Source organism: Shewanella marisflavi (assembly GCF_023283925.1).
Classification (GTDB): domain Bacteria; phylum Pseudomonadota; class Gammaproteobacteria; order Enterobacterales; family Shewanellaceae; genus Shewanella; species Shewanella marisflavi.
The window spans coordinates 107,055-124,888 of record NZ_JAKIKX010000004.1; the positions used below are offsets into that span (position 1 = coordinate 107,055).

The 17,834-nt window shown below is 51.2% G+C and carries 16 protein-coding genes; 7 read left to right on the forward strand and 9 right to left on the reverse strand.

The genetic code is table 11. The features are described from left to right. Positions 1–260: 260 nt before the first annotated feature. A complete protein-coding gene (locus tag L2712_RS10120; protein ID WP_248977720.1) occupies positions 261–1,772 on the reverse strand; it encodes a DUF3300 domain-containing protein in 1,512 nt (503 codons plus the stop codon). 298 nt (positions 1,773–2,070) lie between these two features. Between L2712_RS10120 and L2712_RS10125 the strand changes: the two genes are divergently transcribed. Then, entirely contained in the window at positions 2,071–3,384 is a 1,314-nt protein-coding gene (locus tag L2712_RS10125; RefSeq protein ID WP_248977721.1) for a diguanylate cyclase domain-containing protein, read from the forward strand. A 45-nt stretch (positions 3,385–3,429) separates the two neighbouring features. Here the strand turns inward: L2712_RS10125 and L2712_RS10130 are convergent, their stop codons facing one another. The 3 genes from L2712_RS10130 to L2712_RS10140 are packed head-to-tail and all read right to left on the reverse strand — an operon-like array spanning position 3,430 to position 5,884. After that, positions 3,430–4,842, reverse strand: coding sequence for an ATP-binding protein (locus L2712_RS10130; RefSeq protein WP_248977722.1), 1,413 nt, complete (start codon positions 4,840–4,842; stop codon positions 3,430–3,432). Between the two features lie 14 nt (positions 4,843–4,856). After that, positions 4,857–5,540 (reverse strand): response regulator transcription factor, encoded by a 684-nt coding sequence (locus tag L2712_RS10135; RefSeq protein WP_088904182.1) that lies wholly within the window; start codon positions 5,538–5,540, stop codon positions 4,857–4,859. A 26-nt stretch (positions 5,541–5,566) separates the two neighbouring features. Further along, on the reverse strand, positions 5,567–5,884 hold the full coding sequence (locus tag L2712_RS10140; RefSeq protein WP_198387130.1) for a PepSY domain-containing protein: 318 nt from the start codon (positions 5,882–5,884) through the stop codon (positions 5,567–5,569). A gap of 263 nt (positions 5,885–6,147) precedes the next feature. On the opposite strand from L2712_RS10140, the gene L2712_RS10145 reads away from it, so the two are divergent. The 3 genes from L2712_RS10145 (at position 6,148) to L2712_RS10155 (ending at position 8,707) form a co-directional block, all read left to right on the forward strand. Further along, the gene (locus tag L2712_RS10145; protein ID WP_248977723.1) at positions 6,148–7,032 is read left to right on the forward strand and encodes a choice-of-anchor H family protein; all 885 of its coding nucleotides are present in this window, start codon (positions 6,148–6,150) and stop codon (positions 7,030–7,032) included. 192 nt (positions 7,033–7,224) lie between these two features. Continuing rightward, entirely contained in the window at positions 7,225–7,965 is a 741-nt protein-coding gene (locus L2712_RS10150; protein ID WP_248977724.1) for a cytochrome b/b6 domain-containing protein, read from the forward strand. Positions 7,966–8,176: 211 nt separating this feature from the next. After that, positions 8,177–8,707: an outer membrane beta-barrel protein gene (locus tag L2712_RS10155; protein ID WP_088904184.1), complete on the forward strand. Its 531-nt coding sequence runs from the start codon at positions 8,177–8,179 to the stop codon at positions 8,705–8,707. A 72-nt stretch (positions 8,708–8,779) separates the two neighbouring features. Here the strand turns inward: L2712_RS10155 and L2712_RS10160 are convergent, their stop codons facing one another. Next, positions 8,780–9,619 (reverse strand): sulfotransferase domain-containing protein, encoded by an 840-nt coding sequence (locus L2712_RS10160; protein ID WP_088904185.1) that lies wholly within the window; start codon positions 9,617–9,619, stop codon positions 8,780–8,782. Positions 9,620–9,842: 223 nt separating this feature from the next. On the opposite strand from L2712_RS10160, the gene L2712_RS10165 reads away from it, so the two are divergent. Beyond that, entirely contained in the window at positions 9,843–11,180 is a 1,338-nt protein-coding gene (locus L2712_RS10165; protein WP_248977725.1) for a M20 metallopeptidase family protein, read from the forward strand. Positions 11,181–11,231: 51 nt separating this feature from the next. On the opposite strand, the gene L2712_RS10170 is transcribed toward L2712_RS10165, so the two are convergent. Next, positions 11,232–12,044, reverse strand: a complete 813-nt coding sequence (locus L2712_RS10170) for a molybdate ABC transporter substrate-binding protein (RefSeq protein WP_248977726.1) — start codon at positions 12,042–12,044, stop codon at positions 11,232–11,234. Between the two features lie 406 nt (positions 12,045–12,450). Between L2712_RS10170 and L2712_RS10175 the strand changes: the two genes are divergently transcribed. Beyond that, the gene (locus L2712_RS10175; protein WP_033537526.1) at positions 12,451–13,038 is read left to right on the forward strand and encodes a lipid-binding SYLF domain-containing protein; all 588 of its coding nucleotides are present in this window, start codon (positions 12,451–12,453) and stop codon (positions 13,036–13,038) included. 64 nt (positions 13,039–13,102) lie between these two features. Here the strand turns inward: L2712_RS10175 and L2712_RS10180 are convergent, their stop codons facing one another. Continuing rightward, the gene (locus L2712_RS10180) at positions 13,103–13,240 is read right to left on the reverse strand and encodes a hypothetical protein (RefSeq protein WP_157704951.1); all 138 of its coding nucleotides are present in this window, start codon (positions 13,238–13,240) and stop codon (positions 13,103–13,105) included. A 128-nt stretch (positions 13,241–13,368) separates the two neighbouring features. After that, the gene (locus L2712_RS10185; RefSeq protein ID WP_088904188.1) at positions 13,369–13,620 is read right to left on the reverse strand and encodes a hypothetical protein; all 252 of its coding nucleotides are present in this window, start codon (positions 13,618–13,620) and stop codon (positions 13,369–13,371) included. 151 nt (positions 13,621–13,771) lie between these two features. On the opposite strand from L2712_RS10185, the gene L2712_RS10190 reads away from it, so the two are divergent. After that, positions 13,772–16,090, forward strand: a complete 2,319-nt coding sequence (locus L2712_RS10190; RefSeq protein WP_248977727.1) for a penicillin acylase family protein — start codon at positions 13,772–13,774, stop codon at positions 16,088–16,090. Positions 16,091–16,157: 67 nt separating this feature from the next. Here the strand turns inward: L2712_RS10190 and pfaD are convergent, their stop codons facing one another. Further along, on the reverse strand, positions 16,158–17,780 hold the full coding sequence (gene pfaD / locus L2712_RS10195; RefSeq protein WP_248977728.1) for an eicosapentaenoate synthase subunit PfaD: 1,623 nt from the start codon (positions 17,778–17,780) through the stop codon (positions 16,158–16,160). Positions 17,781–17,834 lie beyond the last annotated feature (54 nt).

Genomic DNA, 17,834 nt, shown 5'->3' on the forward strand with positions numbered 1-17,834 from the left:
ATAAAGACCGAGTTTAGCCTAGTTTTTCTATGGGTTGAAGCCGAGGCCTTTTGCTACCTGTCAAAGCCATTGGTGAAGGAATCACTAGCCTTGTTAGGTCGACAATTTATTGGGAGTCACGTTATCTCACCCGCATTATTTGGGGGCTGCGAGCAGTATTTGGCGAAGCATGTGAGCGACTGGCGAAGCAGGAAGGCTGACTTTGGCAGGTGGGTGAGCAGACAGATGACGGCGAGTCTAGCTCGCCGCCTGAGTTGGTTTTAGTGATCTCGCTGTTTAATACGACCTTGCTGGCTGTGAGACGCTGCGCCGCGGGCCTGTGTGGACTGATGGCTGGTATTTCGCTGATAGCTCTTTGGCTGAGGGCTTCGCTCTCTTTGAAAGGCGTTGGGCTGAGGGTTCCGCTCTCTTTGAAAGTTATTGGGCTGATGGCTCCTTTCTCTTTGAAAGTTATTGGGCTGATGGCTCTTGTCGCGTTGAAGCCCTTTATCACGCTGATAGCTGTTGTTGCGCTGAAGGCTCTTATCACGCTGATAGCTGTTGTTGCGCTGAAGGCTCTTATCACGCTGAGGGCTCTTATCACGCTGAAGGCTCTTATCCCTTTGCCCTTGGCTCTGATGTGACCAATCCCTGGCTTTAATGCCCGAAGCTCGGTCGGCCTTTGGCTCGCCTTTTAGGTTGAGCTTGTCCCTTTTTTCATAGTATTTGGTCGGCTGCTGATGTTTATCGGCGCGAGTGACCTTGTGCTGACGAGTATCACTTAGTTTGTGGCTAAAGTTTTGCTCTCGACGTGCTTGGATCTGCGCTGAGCCCTGATGTTTAGCCGGATTCATTTTGTCATGGCGTCCGACATTTTTGTGCTGCTTGACATCATAACGGTTTGGGCGATATTGACCATAGCGAGCCTTGACCTTAGGCGAGCGGTAGGCAACACCGTGTCGATGTGCCGGTTTATGGTTCCAGCGCTGTGCGCCGTGACTAGTCACTATGCGTTTGTGGGGACGATAGTGCGCCGTATGGTGATGGTGAGTTACCACAATGTGACGGTGTCTCCAGCTAAAGGCACTGAAAAAGAAGTTAAAACTGATGCGAATCCCGCTGTTCCAGTAAAAGTGGCTTGAAAAATGCCCAGGGCGATAGTAACCATAGCTCGGTGGATAGGCCCAATAAACGGGTGGGTAGTTATACCAGTGCCAGTGTCCATAGACCACGCGGGTGTCATAGTAAGGCACATAGATCACCTCCGGCTGCACCGGCTCTATGATGATCTGACGATTGACCTTAGTGACGCGCATATTTTTCATCTCATCGAAGGCGTCGGCCTCTTCTGCCTGCTGTCTCAGGCCTTGAATGCTATCTAAAATCCGCCCCTCGTCTTGCAGGAAGGCATCCCCGAGTTTCTGGGTCCATTCTAGATCGTCGCTCAGGCGTTGCAGCACATCGGGAAAGGCAACCAAAGCGGTGACGCTGGGATCCCAATCTTGCTTCTCTGCGCGTTTGACTGCTTCAGCGCTGTCTAAGTTTTGATGCTTGTCACGCCAACGCTTGGCCTGAACGACCTCAAGCGGGTAGGTGGAAGCAATCAAAATATGGGTGAGCAAACTGTCTGGATATAGTGCGATGGGAGCCAGCATCTGTGCTAACTCGGCGTTGCTAAACTGTATCTCCTGAGCAGCATCTTGCGTCCCTTCCAGTGCCGATACTGAAGGACTAAGCAGTGACTGTGAAACGGCAAAGAGCAGGAGCAAAGTCCATTGTCTGATGCTTTTCATAACGTCTCCTAGGCTTATCTGTCATTGGATTTGATCAGATGATAAACCGCCCAAGATGAACATTAGCTGAAGGCTATTTTATTCCTGAGATACCTATTGGTCGACGTCAGCCATGTGATGGAGAAAAGCGAAGAGCGAAGTACACGAAAAGCAACTATAGTTGTAATCATATCAGCTTATTAGCGGTAATGATTCGGTGTGTTAATGATATAAAAAAACCAAGGTAAACTGGGGTAAAATAACTAACATCATCCCCCTGAGGGAGAGAATTATGGGGCAGACGGAGAGCGGGTGCTAGGTGAGTATTCAGAAAAAACTATTAGGTTTGCTGACGCTGTTATTCCTATTTGTATTTGCCAATATATTCATGGCTTACTTTTTAGAGCAAAAGAGTGAGCAAAAACTGAGTTCGGTTAATCATACCCATAACTTGCTGTCCTACTCAGATCAGCTTTTATTGGCGCTGGCCAATGCCGAGACGGGGCAGAGGGGGTATCTGCTCACGGGCCAAAGGCATTATCTTCAGCCTTATAACCTTTCGCTTAACACCATCGACGACTTGCTGAATAAGCTCACAATACTCACCCAGGACAACCTGAAACAGCAACAACTGTTAGGGCGCTTGAGCGCAGAGGTGGAGTTTAAAATAGCCGAGTTAAAAGAGTCATTAGCGCTTCACGAGCAAGACCAAGTTGCTGCTATGGCACTGGTGCGCAGTAATTTGGGCCAAGAATATATGGATAATATTCGTCATTATATAGATGATTTTAATCGCGAAGAGCAGCGCTTACTCGACATTCGTGTGGCCGAGCTCAGCGAGGTGAGAAGTGATATTAGGACCGTTTTTATCATTGAAATCATAGTGACTCTGTTTTTGGCATTGGCAATTTTTGTGCTGATCAGAAAAGATTTGTTTGCCCCCTTAACTAAATTAGTCGATGCCACAAAGCGAATGGAGGCGGGGGAACGTCAACACCTGACCGATTTCTTGCCCAACAACGAGATCGGTTACTTGATGTCATCATTTTACAAAATGAGCGAAGCCGTATTTCAAAAGCATCAGCAGCTGCATAAACAGGCGCATCTCGATGAACTCACGGGAGTCAGTAATAGGGTCTGTCTGTTTAAAGACATAAGCCATGCGATAGAGCAGGCGCTGCACAAAGAGACTATTTTGGCATTACTGTTTTTGGATATCGACAATTTCAAACAGATAAACGATAAGCATGGTCATCATTGCGGAGATCAGCTTTTGAAAGTGCTGGCAACAAGACTAACCCAGAGTTTGCGGCGCAGCGACGGTATTTATCGCTACGGTGGTGACGAGTTTATTATCTTGCTCAGTGATATGAGCAGCGTAGAGGAAGTTCATAAAACCCTAGCTGGGGTCGTCGCAAAAATGCAAGGTAGCTTGAGTTACCAAGGGGAAGAGCTGCCGCTGCACTTCAGTCTCGGTGCCGCACTGGTGCCTCAGGACTGCCAAGACAGTGAAACCTTGATTCGATATGCCGATATTGCCATGTACGTGTCTAAGCGAGAGGGACTGCAAAAACTGGTCTATTTCGAGCCCAAGATGCTTGAAGACAATAGCCAACAGCATACGGAGTCTTAACCTTGAGCTGTGCCAGCAAACCTTGAGGCTAACTTTAGGCCAGCATTAACTCGCAAATTGTTGTTCAAACATGAGTTCAAACTTGGCGCCACCTAAGCTCTTACTCTCATCTATGGATAGTGAGCCCTGATAGCTGTCCACCAAGTCACGCACTATGGCCAACCCGATACCATGTCCCTTCGCATAAGTGTCGGCGCGTTTTCCCCGTTCTAAGATGGTTTGCCGCTGAGCCGGGCTAATGCCTTGCCCATCATCTTCGACGCTGATAATGAGCTTGCCTGAGCGGCTTTCAACACTGAGTTCGACTCGTGATTGCGCGGCTTTACAAGCGTTATCCAGCAGGTTACCCAACATCTCGGTCAGATCGCTCTGATCGCCATAAAAGATATCTTGGTTATCAGGCACCTTGCCATAGTTCAGTTGCACATCAGGGTGGATCTTGACCAATGTACGCAGCAGTTTATCTGAGACTTGATTGACCTTAATCCCCAGATGCCAGGCGTTACCAGCCGCGCTCTGCGCCCGTTTGAGCTGATGGCCTATGGTGCGGTTAATCTGACTCACCTGTTCCTGTGAGGTCGCACTGAGATCTTTTTGACTTTGAATCACGGCTAAGGGGGTCTTCAGGCTGTGGGCCAAATCAGAAAGCGCATTACGATAGCGGCTGCGCTGGCGCTGCTCGGTACTGAGTAGGGTGTTGAGCTGTTTGGCCACATCTTGCAATTCGTTGGGGTAGTGACCGCTGAGCTGCTGCGCCTCGCCGCGCTGTACTTGTCCAAGCTCCTCTTTAAAGCGGGCCAGGGGTTTTAGTGTCCAGGCCAGCCAGGCAAATTGGGTCGCCAGCAAGACGGCCGTCAAGATAAACAGCCAGGTCCAGAGGTGTTGACTAAAGGCCTGTTGTTGCTGCTCGACACCAGCCAAGTCTTTGATGATGTGGACGGTAATAGGGGCGCTTAATGATTGCGGCTCAGTCGGGGCAAAGCGCACGCTAAAGCTGTAGATGAGATGGGGTTTGCCGTCCACCGTTATATTGCCAAATTCGCTGCGTCCCACCTTAGGGTGTGGCAGTGGTGCTGTCAGGCTAAGGCCAAGAAAAGAATTAGATGACCAAAGGAGGGCATTGTCAGTTGCGCCGTCGCCCTGGCGGTCGCTAGCAGTTAGGTTATTGTTCTGACGAACAATAATGGCATAAAGGCCAGAGCCGATAACATTAAATTGATTTTCCAGCAGCGCCTCTGGCATATAGAGTTTGCCGTCTTCCATCTCAGTCACGGCTAATACCGAATAGAGGTAGGCGCTCAGCTGCTCATTGACGTTATTAAGCACCTGTTGTTTAAAGGCGTTATTAAGAGTAAAGCCGATGGTGGGTAACAGCAGCAGGATCAATAGTAGCGCGCTGATGATCAGGCGAACCCTGAGGGAGTTAAGTTTGCCCTGTGGGGCTCGCTGACTGCTCATGCAATGGCCTCGGCTTAGTTGTCGTTGTCCAGTGGTTTGAGGCGATAGCCCTGGCCACGCAGGGTCTCAATCAGACCATACTGACCGTCTGGGTCGAGCTTTTTGCGCAGGCGGCGGATAAAGACCTCGATAACATTGGAGTCGAGATCGAAGTCCTGATCATAGATATGTTCGATAAGTATGCTCTTGGACTTCACTTCACCGATATGCAGCATGAAATACTCAAATAGCTTGTACTCTGAGCCGCTTAGACTCACGTTTTGTTCGCCAAATTTAATCTCATGGCTACTGGTATTAAGGGAATAGGGGCCATTTTGGATTAGGGGACTGGACTTGCCTGCCGCCCGGCGGATCAGCGCCTTGAGGCGAGCGATCAGTTCTTCGGGGTGAAATGGCTTGGTTAGATAGTCATCGGCGCCAGCGTCTAACCCTTCAACCTTGTCCTGCCAGTTGTCGCGGGCGGTGAGTATCAGTATGGGATAGTCTATGCCCTGTTGCCTAAGTTGTGCGATGAGGGCGATACCGTCTAGTTTAGGCAAACCGACATCGATAATGGCTGCGTCATAGGGATATTCCTGACCCTGAAACAGACCCTCTTCACCATCGCTGGCGATATCTAAGGTGTAGTGGGCATCGAGCAGGTGCTGCTTCAAGTTTTCCTGCAGGGCTAAATCGTCTTCAACCAGTAGTAATCGCATTAGCGTGTCCTTTGTTGTTATTCAGGCTATTGCCTGCGCATCTGCCCGGTAACCGCGTCGATGGCGACATAGAAGACGACACCATCTTGGCTGAGCAATTTAGCGCGGTAGCCGGGATTGCCGTTGACTCGCGTCGATTGTACGCTGAGTACTTTGGCGTTATAGCGTCCCTTTACCATCTGTGTTGCCTGCTGACGATTCTTAACTCTTAGATTTTGATGAGTATTTTTTTGAGCAGCGATTAACATGCTGCTCGTCGACGCCGATATGCCCAAGCCAGAGGCATGCCCTTGCAGTGGCAATATCAGCGAAAGGGTAGCGAGCAAAATTAAGGCTGTTTTCATCAAAATCACCTGTGTTGAATTCTCCGAACAGTGTAAAAGATCCTATAAAAATAAGAAACATATGCCTTCAAACGCGATGTGAGTTAAGAGGTTGCGGGCAAAGGTTAGCAAGCATTATGGCTAGCGCCAGATGAACGCTACCTGAATGCTGTCATTGTCTCCATCTTATTGAATCGGTTAATTTTTAATGTTCAGCTTATGTTCATTTTCAATCCTTTCTAATGGCCTTAAGCAAGGCGAAAGCCATTTGATGGAGATTGATTATGAACAGATTCACGATTGAAAATAGTGCGGCCACGGCGGATAGCTCTCGCGTTGGCCTGGGAAAGCTGGCAAATGCTGTGCAGACAGCGGCCCTACTCGTGATGCTGGGCAGTAGCGCTGTGATGGCGGCGGATGATTGGGTAAGCTCTGCATCGGTCAGTGTGGCACAAGATCAGCAGACGTTGTCACAAGGTTTTAGCCGCGCCGCACAGGTGATGACTGACACCCAAAAGGCAAGCGCCGAACAGCTTAAGTTACAAGCGGTGACACCGGCGCAGCGCAAGACCCGTGATCAGGTGATTGCCGAGCGCCAGGCATCGACACAAGTCGCCGGTAAGACGTTAAAGTCGTCGGCCCAGCGGCTCGAGGCCGGGATTTACCATGAATTTGCTATCTACGAGGCCAGTAGTCGTCTGTTTGAAGATGTTGACTATGACGGCTTCTATCGCACCTTTAGTGTGACCTTCGATGCCGACGTGCATAGTTATTATCTGGGCGAGCATGCCAATGTTTATGCCGATCTCTATCTGAGCCGCAATGGCGGGCCTTGGGAGCTCTACCACACCACTGATGTATTCACTATTGTGGATGATGCCAGTGACGATGACTTTGAAGTGTTAACCACATTACATGCTGGCTATCCAACGGATCATTATGACGTGTTGATTGATCTCTATGAGGTGGGTTACAGCGATATCGTGGCGACCATCAGCAGCGACGATGTGGATGATCTCTATGGTTTGCCGCTAGAAAGCGCCGACCGCGACCAATATTTTGTCGATGAGGAAGTGGTGGTGAGTGGTGGTAGTCTCTCGATGGGATGGCTGGCGAGCTTGCTGGGAGTCGTGGGCATGATTTATCTCAGACGTCGCCAGCAGGGCTAGTGGGCGCCTTTTGTTCATTAGCTCATTTAATCACTGAATCCAATACTCGGCTAAACCAATCGGACAAGGCTAGATAATCATGAAAATACTGTGGTTATTTAGCCTGCGAATGAAGCAAATTTCACAAAATTTTGCCCATGACAGGCGTATATTACCAATCACTAGGTACACGTCTGTGAAATGGGGGAGACGATGACACAAGAGATTAGGGCCGAACAGGTGAAGGTATACAAGGTGTGGGACAAACCCACGCGTATTTTTCACTGGGTTAATCTTGCATTGGTTATGACGATGATTTTTATCGGCTTTGTGATGCTATTTAAGGGTGAAATAGGCATCAGCGGACTCGAGGCTAAGATAGGCTTGAAGACGCTGCATGTCTGGGTTGGTTACTTGTTTGCGGTTAACCTCACCATCAGGCTGATCTGGGGGGTTATTGGCAGCAAGAGTGCTCGGCTGAGTCAATGCTTGCCGGATCTCAAGGGGTTAGCCAAGTATAAGGCCAAGCTGGCTAAAGGGCAGTCACCTCAGTATTTAGGCCATAACCCTATGGGGCGTTTGGCGATATTTGCCATGATGTTATTGTTGGTGACCATAATGCTTACCGGATTGGTGCGCGCCGGAACCGATATCTATTATCCACCATTGGGCGGCGCGATCAGCGAGTATATCGCCCAGCCAGGTGTGGATGGTGCCAGCATTAAACCCTATGACGATACTGGCGTCGATGCGCAAAAAGTCGCGACCTTAAAACCTTTTAAGTCACTGGCTGGTGAGATACATGTGTATAGTGTTTATCTTTTGATCTTGATGATAGCCCTTCATGTGGCAGGGGTGATCGTTGCCGAGCTAAAGCATCAGCCAGGATTGGTTTCTGCAATGATCTCTGGCAATAAGGGTCTTACTAAGCCTGCCGAGGATGAGGAGCAGTAAACCTCTTGCCGATCCAGCCACTATCCTATGGCTGAGTCCTATTTAAAATTTGCAGCTCAGGCTGCATTTTTTATGGCCTGTCACTTGATCAGATTTGGGTGAGTTAACCCCATGGCGGTATTTTGCACGAGGTGGAATTAAAGACTTAATTTTATGCGATTTTTGGTCTAGTATGTTAGCTACTTGTAAATGTTTCGTTTCCGGGGGAAGCATGAAGCGCGCATCTTTGCTGGCACTGTCTTTGGCAAGCCTTATCGCATCAGGATCTGCGATGGCGGTTGCCGATATCAAGGGATATTACTTAGGGGCCATGGCGGGGTATTCCCAGCTTGAGGCGGGAGATTTTGACGAGTCAGCCGTAAGTTACGGTCTCTATGGCGGTTACTACTTCAGTAAAAACTTCGCCTTGGAGAGCACCTATGTGCTTACCGATAATTTTGTCGATGTGGGTGATGTGAAGGCCAATCAACTATCGCTCGCCGCTAAGTTTCATCACTATTTTGATAATACCTATTCGATGTTTATCAAGGCGGGAATGGCGGCCACTAAGGTCGATGCCGATCTCGACTATGATGGTGATGGCTGGCTCTGGGGAGCAGGATTTAATATGGCGTTTAAAAATGGCGTCAATGTTCGTATCGCCTACGAGATGCTCTATACAGATCTTGATGCCAGCGGGCTTGAACAGCAGGTTGAAAGCGATTGGGGCAATGTCTATCTGGGCGTGCACTACCAGTTCTAGTCCGAGAGGATGATGTAAAAAACGCAGCCAAGGGCTGCGTTTTTTTGTGTTTGTTCGGCTTAATTGAGTGCGTTATTTACCCGGTAAGTATTTAAATCTGGCCATCTGTTCGCCGTGATGCTCGACGATTTTCGCGACCTGCTCATCACTCAATACCTGACGCCACTGATTCTTACTGCCCTGGCGGAAGAAGGATTTAGCGTTTTCATGTTTTTCGACGAATCCTCGCTTGGTTTCTTGAGCCTTGAGCTGGGCAAATGAGGAGTGCTTAATGGCGTTCTTGAGTCGGTTGGGGTCCTTCTTTAGCCCGAGGAAAGACTCTATTTTGCGAAACACCTTCTTGGGGTTATCTAAGATATCTTCATAACGCAGGATCAGCTTGGCGTCTTCGGGATCTTGAGTCCAACTAGAGACATGCATCGACCAGGAGGTGATGACCTGGGGCACGTTTTCGGGTTCGTTGGGTGTGCCTGTCATCTCTTCCGCCATATAGGCGATGGTTTCATCTAGGCTGTAACCAAAGTAGTTAGCCATAGATACCGTCACATCCAAGGGGTTTCGCACGATATAGATGGAACCTGAAGTAACCGTGGAGTTATGCAGCGGGTGATCATTAAAGGTTCCCAGGTAGTTATGGGTCTTTACAAAGGTGGTGCCGTGGGCCTGTCTGGCGATATCGGCCTGCACTGTTGGTCTCAAGGCGCAGATCTCTTCCAGGCTAAGATCGGTTGTCTTGCGACCGTCCTGAAGATGGGCTTGAAAACGGTGCGCTGCTGACTCTGCGGTCGAGATAGTGTGCATTGTGTTGATATCTATCCCTTGCTCGGCATTTTGAATGTAATTCTCAAGAAACGCACGAACCCAAGTGTTGCCTGATTTGGGATAGGAGGCGACCCAAAGTATATTCCCCATCAATAAGTCCTTTCATTATTCTTATGACCAGCTGGACGTAGGTGTGTCCGAGTACAGGGATAAGAAACTACCGATTTGCCAGGCAAATGGCAAGGGAGAGTAAGGTAAGCCTTTCTTTGCTGTGGCGCTTTGCCTGCTAATTCATGGCTAACAGATTGGTTTGATGGCAAAGAGTGGTTATGCTGGATCTCTTTAGGACCATTTTTCGGCAAGGGAGTTAACAATGTTAGGCCAAATCATCCATAAGCCCAGTTTATTGGGCGCCCTGTTTGCTCTCACTGTGAGCCCTAGCCTTTGGGCGCAAGGCGACGAGTTGGCGCAGTCGGTCAAGCAAGCCATGCCGGCGCTCTCCAGTCTCTATCTCGAGCTGCATCAACACCCTGAACTTTCCTATCACGAACAGCAAAGTTCGGCGCGAATAGCCGCCGAATTTGATGCTTTAGGGATGTCGGTTACCCGTGATTTTGGTGGCCATGGCGTAGTAGGCATCTATCGCAACGGCAAGGGGCCGACCGTGATGATCCGCGCCGATACCGATGCCTTACCCATTGTCGAGGAGACGGGTAAAGCCTATGCCTCTAAGGTCACCACTCTAGACGCACAGGGCAATCAAGTTGGTGTGATGCATGCCTGTGGCCATGATGTGCATATGACCAATCTGGTGGGGACGGCTCAGCAGCTGATCAAGGCAAAGGATAAATGGCAGGGGACCTTGATGCTGGTGGCCCAGCCTGCCGAAGAGGTGGGCGGCGGGGCTAAAGCCATGTTGAAACAGGGACTGTTTAGTCAGTTCCCACTTCCTGATCATATTCTGGGGCTACATGTCAGTGCCTCTGTCCCTGCTGGTAAGGTGGCCATCGCCCCGGGTTATGCCCTGGCGAATGTCGATTCTGTGGATATCAGTGTCAAGGGGCGTGGTGGTCACGGTGCCTATCCGCATACAACGGTCGATCCTGTGGTATTAGCGGCGCGCATTGTGCTGGCGCTGCAAACTATCGTCAGCCGCGAGGTGTCTCCCTTGGCACCCAATGTGATCACTGTTGGTTCAATTCACGGTGGCTCGAAACATAACATCATAGGCAACGAGGTAAAGTTACAACTTACGCTACGTTCTTACGATCCTAAGGTGCGTGAGCAGCAGATCGCCGCCATCAAACGCCTTACTCAGGGGATCGCCAGCAGTGCAGGACTGGACGAGGCCGAGTGGCCAGACGTTTACGTGCATCAAGAGGAGAGCATTCCTTCGACCTATAATGACCCGGATCAAACCGCCTTGGTGAAGGCGAGTATTGCTAAGCAGCTCGGGGATGACAATGTCTGGGAGGCGTCGCCTGTGATGGCTGGGGAAGATTTTGGCTTGTATGGTCTAACCCCAGAGAAGCGCCCCATTACCCTGTTTTGGCTAGGTGCGGTGCCTGCGGATGACTATGCTGCCAGTCAGGCATCGGGTGCGATTTTGCCCTCACTGCACTCAAGTAAGTTTGCGCCCGACTATCCGGTGAGCCTGGAGGCGGGAGTACAGGCGATGAGCCGGGCGGCGATCGATCTGTTTAACCACTAGCAGCCAAGGGCTAAAGGCCGGGAGGTGAAATTCCCGGCCAGATTTAAAGAGTTAGGGGAGGGTTGGTGTATCGAAGCCGTAACTGGCCAGAATTTCTTGCCCTTGAGGCGACAGAATAAATAGCGCCAGTTCGGCAGCGTGAGGCTGTGCTTCTCGGATCACCGTCAAGCCATAGTTAGCCCCCACACTCAAATGGTCGGGCAGTTGCACTATGTTAAGAGGTTTTACTTCTTTCTGGGCCAGTACGGCATTGGTGCAGTAAGTCAGAAAAATGTCCGCCCGTTTGTTTTCCATCACCCAGGCATAAGGATTACGCCCCTTGGGAGGCTTGGCGCTGTCAGGGCCGCCCGTTAGCTGCAGCGCCTTTGCCTCAAGCCGTTTCTGGGCGCCGACAGATACCTGCTCCGCCCGTTCAAACACTTTAAAGGCGTAGTCGCCAGCGGGATCTGCCTTGGGGGTTGAGGTGCCCAGGCGTATCTTGTTATCTAGCATCTGGTTAAGCAGGTTATCGCTACTGAGCTCAATCTCAGGCTGGGCTAATGCGCAGAGTTTGTTGCGGGCAAACATCACCACATGGCCGCTCAGTGATGCCTGACTCAGGGTTGTTGGATGTTTCATGTTAGCTGAGGCGAACAGATCGACCTTTTCGCCAGATTCGATCCGCTTTCGCAGCAATCCAGAGGGAGCAAAATCTGCTGTCACCACTGCGTGAGTCTTGCCTTGATAGGCGCTAATTATTTCCGTCATCGCGGCCTTTAGGCTGCCTGCGGCGCGAAATTCGATTGCGGCATCGTGTGCGGCGAGGTGACTGCTAAAACCGGAGCCAGCAATGAAAAGTGTGCCCAGAATCCACTGATACTTCATGAAGAAAATTCCCTATTACTCATTGAATGCCATATCAAATCATCAGATAAGGGCAGCAGCAATTGCCCGAACAGAGATAAGTTAGACTTTGTCGCACGGATCGCTAAATTAAACTGGTGGCGAGACAAAATGTCGCGCACTAGAGGGAGTCTGTCTTGAGCTTCCTGAGTTTGGGTTACTCATTCACGTTTGTCTTATGCCAGCAATTTCTTTATTCCCGTGCTTTGATTTTATCTACGAGCTAAGTCGATAGGTTTGGCCCCGAGCTCTCACATTTGAATGTTTGGTTTGCAATGACGCTGTGGCTGAATATACTACGCCCTTTATAAAATCCATTCTTTCCCTTTTTTATCAATTGGTTAAGTTTGTTTTATGTGTTGGGTTTTCGCGTTAAAAGAGAGTTGTTATGTTTACATTTTCGACAAAAAAAATACTTATGGCCTTTATTGGAGTAACACTTGTTGCCGGGTGCGCAACGGGTAATACGCCTGAGGCGAAGAAAGCTAATGCTCGCAAGGAGACACAAGAGGCTCTAGGCAGCATCTATGCTCAGCATCCTGGTGCAAAAAAAGCGGTAGCTAACTCAATTGCCCATGTGGTTTGCACTGGTAGTAATAGCTACCTGTTTGCCTTGTCGACTGGCGGCGGAGTTTGTGTACTTAATGAGGGTGGTAAAAGCAGTTACTACCGTTTCGCAACTGGGGGCGTTGGCGCGGGTATAGGTTGGAAGCAGGTTGCCTTTGTACAAGCCTTTATGAAGCGAGATGCTCTGCAAAGATTTAAAGAATCAGGCTATGAGGGACAGGCACAGGCTGAAGCCAGTGCGAAATATAAGGAAAATGATGAGCAAGTGTCTGCCAATCAATCTGTGGATGTCGATGGCGTAAAAACCTATCAGGTTAACCTGTTGGGGGCAGCAGCTCAGGCAACGGTGCAAGGTTATAAATACTGGCCTACCGATTTCAGTGAAGATTTTATGCAGAACAAAGGATAGTCTGATCTAAGGTCATGAGCGCCAAGGCTGACAGTCTTGGCGCCAGTCAATTTGCTCAATCAGGTTAGCTTTGGTAAAGCAACAGGCCGATCAGTTGGCCAAAAAAAAATGCCGTCATGCCTAATAATCCGAGTACCGCCAGTGCTAAAAGAGGTTTTAACAGCTCTGGGGTGGCGCTCCATACCTTAATTAGTGAATTCATACTCATCCTTTAGTCACCTTCCCGGGAATGTATTCCCCGAGAGACTGTCCGTTCATCCTGCGTTATATATTAGCCTTAGATCTTGCCATAATAAAGTGGCATTTATGTTAAATCTTTTCTTGGTTTAACTATTTCATCAATGCCTTACCGCCAATGATCTTAAACGCTGGAACACCGCGTATCAGCGTGTCTCTGGCAAAACACTGATCACATTGGGGGCAGTGACAGGGAGTATGGGTATCGTCCTCGATAATCCGCTCCTTAAAGCATTTTACCAAGGCGCCTTTACCCCCTTTACGATACTTAAACAGCCTGGACTTGCATTTGGCGCAAAAGATCTCGACCGTGCGCTCCGGTGCTTTCTTGTTGGGTCTTGCCATAGGTTTAAAAGATGATTAACTATGAAGCAAGGTTAACAGGTATCGCGGACTAACTCGAATGGCACCTTGGGATGTCGAGGTTTGTTTGCTTGTTAACCTTAACCTAACTTGGCTATAGTAGTGGCCTGGGTTCAAGGATTGACGTTACTTCATGATAAAAATAATAAAACCTCTATTAGTTACATTTCTCTTTTTACTTTTTTTGCTTGCTATCTCGGTTTATGTGGCGCTTCATTTAAGTCTGCCTAAGTTGTCTGGCGAGGTGAGCAGTAGCAAGATAGCGGCTAAGGTGACCATAGACAGAGATCGCCTTGGCACCGCGGTGATCCATGGTGAGAATCGCCAGGATGTCGCCTTTGCACTGGGCTTTTCCCATGGTCAGGACAGGTTCTTTCAGATGGATCTGCTAAGGCGAAATTCAGCCGGTGAGTTGGCCGAGTTATTTGGTGAGCCTGCCTTGGCGCTGGATAAGTCGCGCCGTTTTCATCAACTTCGTCAACGCGCAGAGCGTATCTATGGGCAACTGCCTACGGCTCAGCAGCAGTTGTTGCAACGCTATGCCGATGGCGTCAATCAGGCGTTGGCGGCGCAGACCCTTAAGTCGTTCGAGTATCTGCTGACCCGCGCCAAGCCTGCGCCCTGGCAACCTGCCGACAGCCTGCTGGTGATCTACAGCATGTATCTGGACTTGCAAGGCAACAGCCTCAAGCGTGACCTGACTCTAGATCATATCGAGCGCCGCTTCGGCAGCGAAATGCGCGCCTTTATTACCCAGACCTCAAATTATCAGGCGGCGCTGGATAACAGTCTGTTTCCCTCTGATCCGCCGCCTGTCCCGAGTATGACCTCTTTGGCTGACACCTCTTTGGCCCAGCGCCTGGCGCTGATGATAGATGAGCCGATTGAGGTGGGCAGTAACAACTGGGCGGTTACCGGTGAGATGACCCACACCGCCAGTGCCATGTTATCCGATGATATGCACCTCTCTTTTGCCGTGCCCATCATCTGGTATCGGGCGCAGCTTAACTATCCTGATGCTAAGGGCAATGCCGTGCAGGTCACCGGGGTGTCGCTGCCTGGCGCGCCAGCTATAGTGGTGGGCAGCAACGGTAAACTGGCCTGGGGCTTTACCAATGCCTATATCGACACCGCCGATTGGGTGGCGCTGGACAGTGACGAGTCGCTTGAGGTGGTCAACGAGACGATCAAGCTACCAAAGGGGGAAGTGGACTTTGCCATCAAGCTGTCGCGCTTTGGCCCGGTGCTGCAAAAAGGCGATCAAGCCTATGCGCTCGCCTGGGTGGCCCATCAGGATTATGCGGTCAACATGGAGCTGATGGCGCTGGAGCTGGTCGATAACGTGCCCGAGGGACTGGCACTGGCCAGCGGCTTTGGGATTCCGGTGCAGAATTTGATGTTGGCCGACAGTCAAGGTCACGCCGGATGGCAGCTGGCGGGTGCCGTGCCCGCCAGAACCTTGACCAGTGATATCACACTAACAAGCGAGCAGATTGAATGGGCGAAGTGGCAGCAAAGGGATAGCGAGTTGCCTTCGCGTCTGGATCCGCCCGGCGGCCGGTTATGGAGTGCCAACGCCAGAGTGATGTCGACCCATGACGCGCAGCGTTTCGGCGATGGTGGTTATGCCCTGGGGGCCAGAAGCGCGCAGATCCGTGACAGATTGCTGGAGCAGGAGAAGTTCGATGAGGGCGATTTTTATCGGATTCAGCTCGATAACGAGGCGCGCTTCTATCGTCCCTGGCAGAGCTATCTGTTAGATGCTTTGATGCGTGAGCCCAAGCGCTTTGCCAAGGATATAGTACAGATCAGAGACTGGCAGGGCTGCGCCTGCGCCGAGTCTGTCGGCTTTACTCTGGTAAAAGCGTTTCGCAGTCAGATCCTTAACAGCGCCTTTGCCCCCATCGAAGCCGAGCTGGCCAAGGAGCAACTGAGCCTGGCGGTGCTAAAACGTTATCTTGAGCCTGGTATCTGGCAACTGCTCAAACAAGCGCCCAGCGACTGGCTACCCAAAGAGGTCGCCAGCTGGGATGAGTTAGTGATTGCCAGCTATGTCGCCGCCCGTGATAAGCTGCTTAGCCAGTACAGTGACGATGGCGAGCTGAGCGCGCTCAACTGGGGGCGGGTTAATACCCTGACGATACAGCATCCTTTTAGCCGTCAGATGCCGCTCTTGAGCCGTTTCCTAGATATGCCTCAGGTGGCGGGCTTTGGTGACACCTTTATGCCAGCAGTGCAGCGCAAAAGTTTTGGCGCCTCCCAGCGCTTTATCGTGCAGCCAGGGTATGAAGAGCGCGCCATCATGACGATACCAGGCGGTCAATCTGGTCATCCCTTGTCGAAATATTACCGCGCTGGATTTGGTGAATATGCTCGCGGCGCAGTTACGCCGCTGCTTCCTGCTGAGATAGAGGCGAGTCTGAGCTTAATCCCCAGAGAGCGCGCACATTAGTCAGATGTAAAAGTCAGCCATAAAAAAGCCACCGCAAGGGTGGCTTTTTTATGGCTGAAGAGAAGCGTTAAGCCAGTGGCTCAAGGGGTTTGTAGCGCAGCAGTTCGGCCGGTAGCTTGACCCCTTGGGCGCTGATGGCGTTGATACGCGCCAGATAGGCGGCGCCATACATCAGGTGTTTGGCCAGATCCACCGCGTGACGCTTGCTGTAGTCGTCCAGGTAGCTGCCCTTGGCCCATTGGTTGAAGGCGCCAAGTGCGGGGCCTGCCCAGATCTGGTAGTCCATCTCACGGCCTTGCTCACCTGTGTTTGACCAGCGGCTAGACAGCCCCAGATACCAGCGGAAGATGAGCGCCATCTTACGCTTGGGGTTACCCTCGGCGCGCTCTATCTGCTTGGGATCGCGCTCATTAAAGTGAGCAACCGTACCGGCCCAGATCTCATCCAGGCTCGCGCGAAACACCTGCTTCTCCAGCTTGTCGCGCTCATCAACGGGTATCGCCTCTATCGAGTCGTAGCGGCTGTAAATCTCATACAGCTTATTGGCGCGCATAGGGAACAGGGTGCCACGCTTGACGACCTGTAGCTTAACGCCCATCTCAAACATGTCTGCGGCCGGAGCCATGGTGACATCCGCCATTTCGGTTGTGGCCAGCAGCTTACGGGTGTGGTCGCTGGCGCCAGCCTCGACACAGGCTTGGTTGATGGAGCCTGTGACTATGTAGGCGGCGCCCATGTTAAAGGTGGCCAGGGCCGCATCTGGGGTGCCAATGCCTCCGCCACAACCCACGCGCAGGGGCGTCTCATATTGATACTTGGCCTGGATCTCCTCCTTAAGCGCCAGGATGGTGGGCAGCAGAGTCACCAGAGGACGGTTGTCTGTGTGACCACCTGAGTCAGCCTCGGCGGTGATATCATCCGCCATGGGCACCAGTTGAGCCATCGCCATCTGATCATGGGTGATCAGGCCTTCATCGACCAGCTTTTGCAGCATCTTGACGGGCGCAGGTTGCATAAACTTCTCGGCGACTTCGGTGCGGCTCACCTTGGCAATCACCTTGTTGCCGATAATGACGTGACCGTTGGCGTCGCGGTTCAGGCCAGCGGCGCGGTAGTAAACGATTTGCGGCGTCAGTCCCAGAAAGGCCGAGGCTTCTACTGTGCGTACCTTGTGTTTAAGGAAGAGCTCGACACTGCCGCGCTCGAGCGCGGGCTCGCTGGGGCTGTGGATCAGGTTAAACATGTAGGGGCCATTAGGTAGCGCGGTTTGGATACGCTCGATTGCCTGCTCGACCCGGCTTGGGATCAAACCTGCCGCGCCAAAGGAGCATAAGATCCCCGCCTTGCCCAGAGCGATCACTAACTCTTCCGATGAGATGCCGTTGGCCATGGCGCCGGCGTAGTAGGCGTATTTGACGCCGTGAACCCGGCGGAAGTTGCTGTCGCCCAGGCTCTCTGTGCCCAGTGCCGGGGTGAAGGCGCTGACTGGGTGACCTGTGGCCTGCTCGCCGGTCGCCAGGCTGGCCTCTGTGGCGATACCTACGCCTTGGTCGCCATCGTTGATCACATAGCAGGCGCGGCTGAAATCTTTAAGCTGGCTCGCCATGGTGGCGCTGTCAAAGCTTATCTTGCTGTCGCTTACCTGCCATGGCCAAGGTGAAAGCTGCTCGTTTGCGGTAGTTGGATTCATTTAAACAAGAACCTTATTTTATGATGGCCGACTTAGGCAGTGCCTTGCACCTCT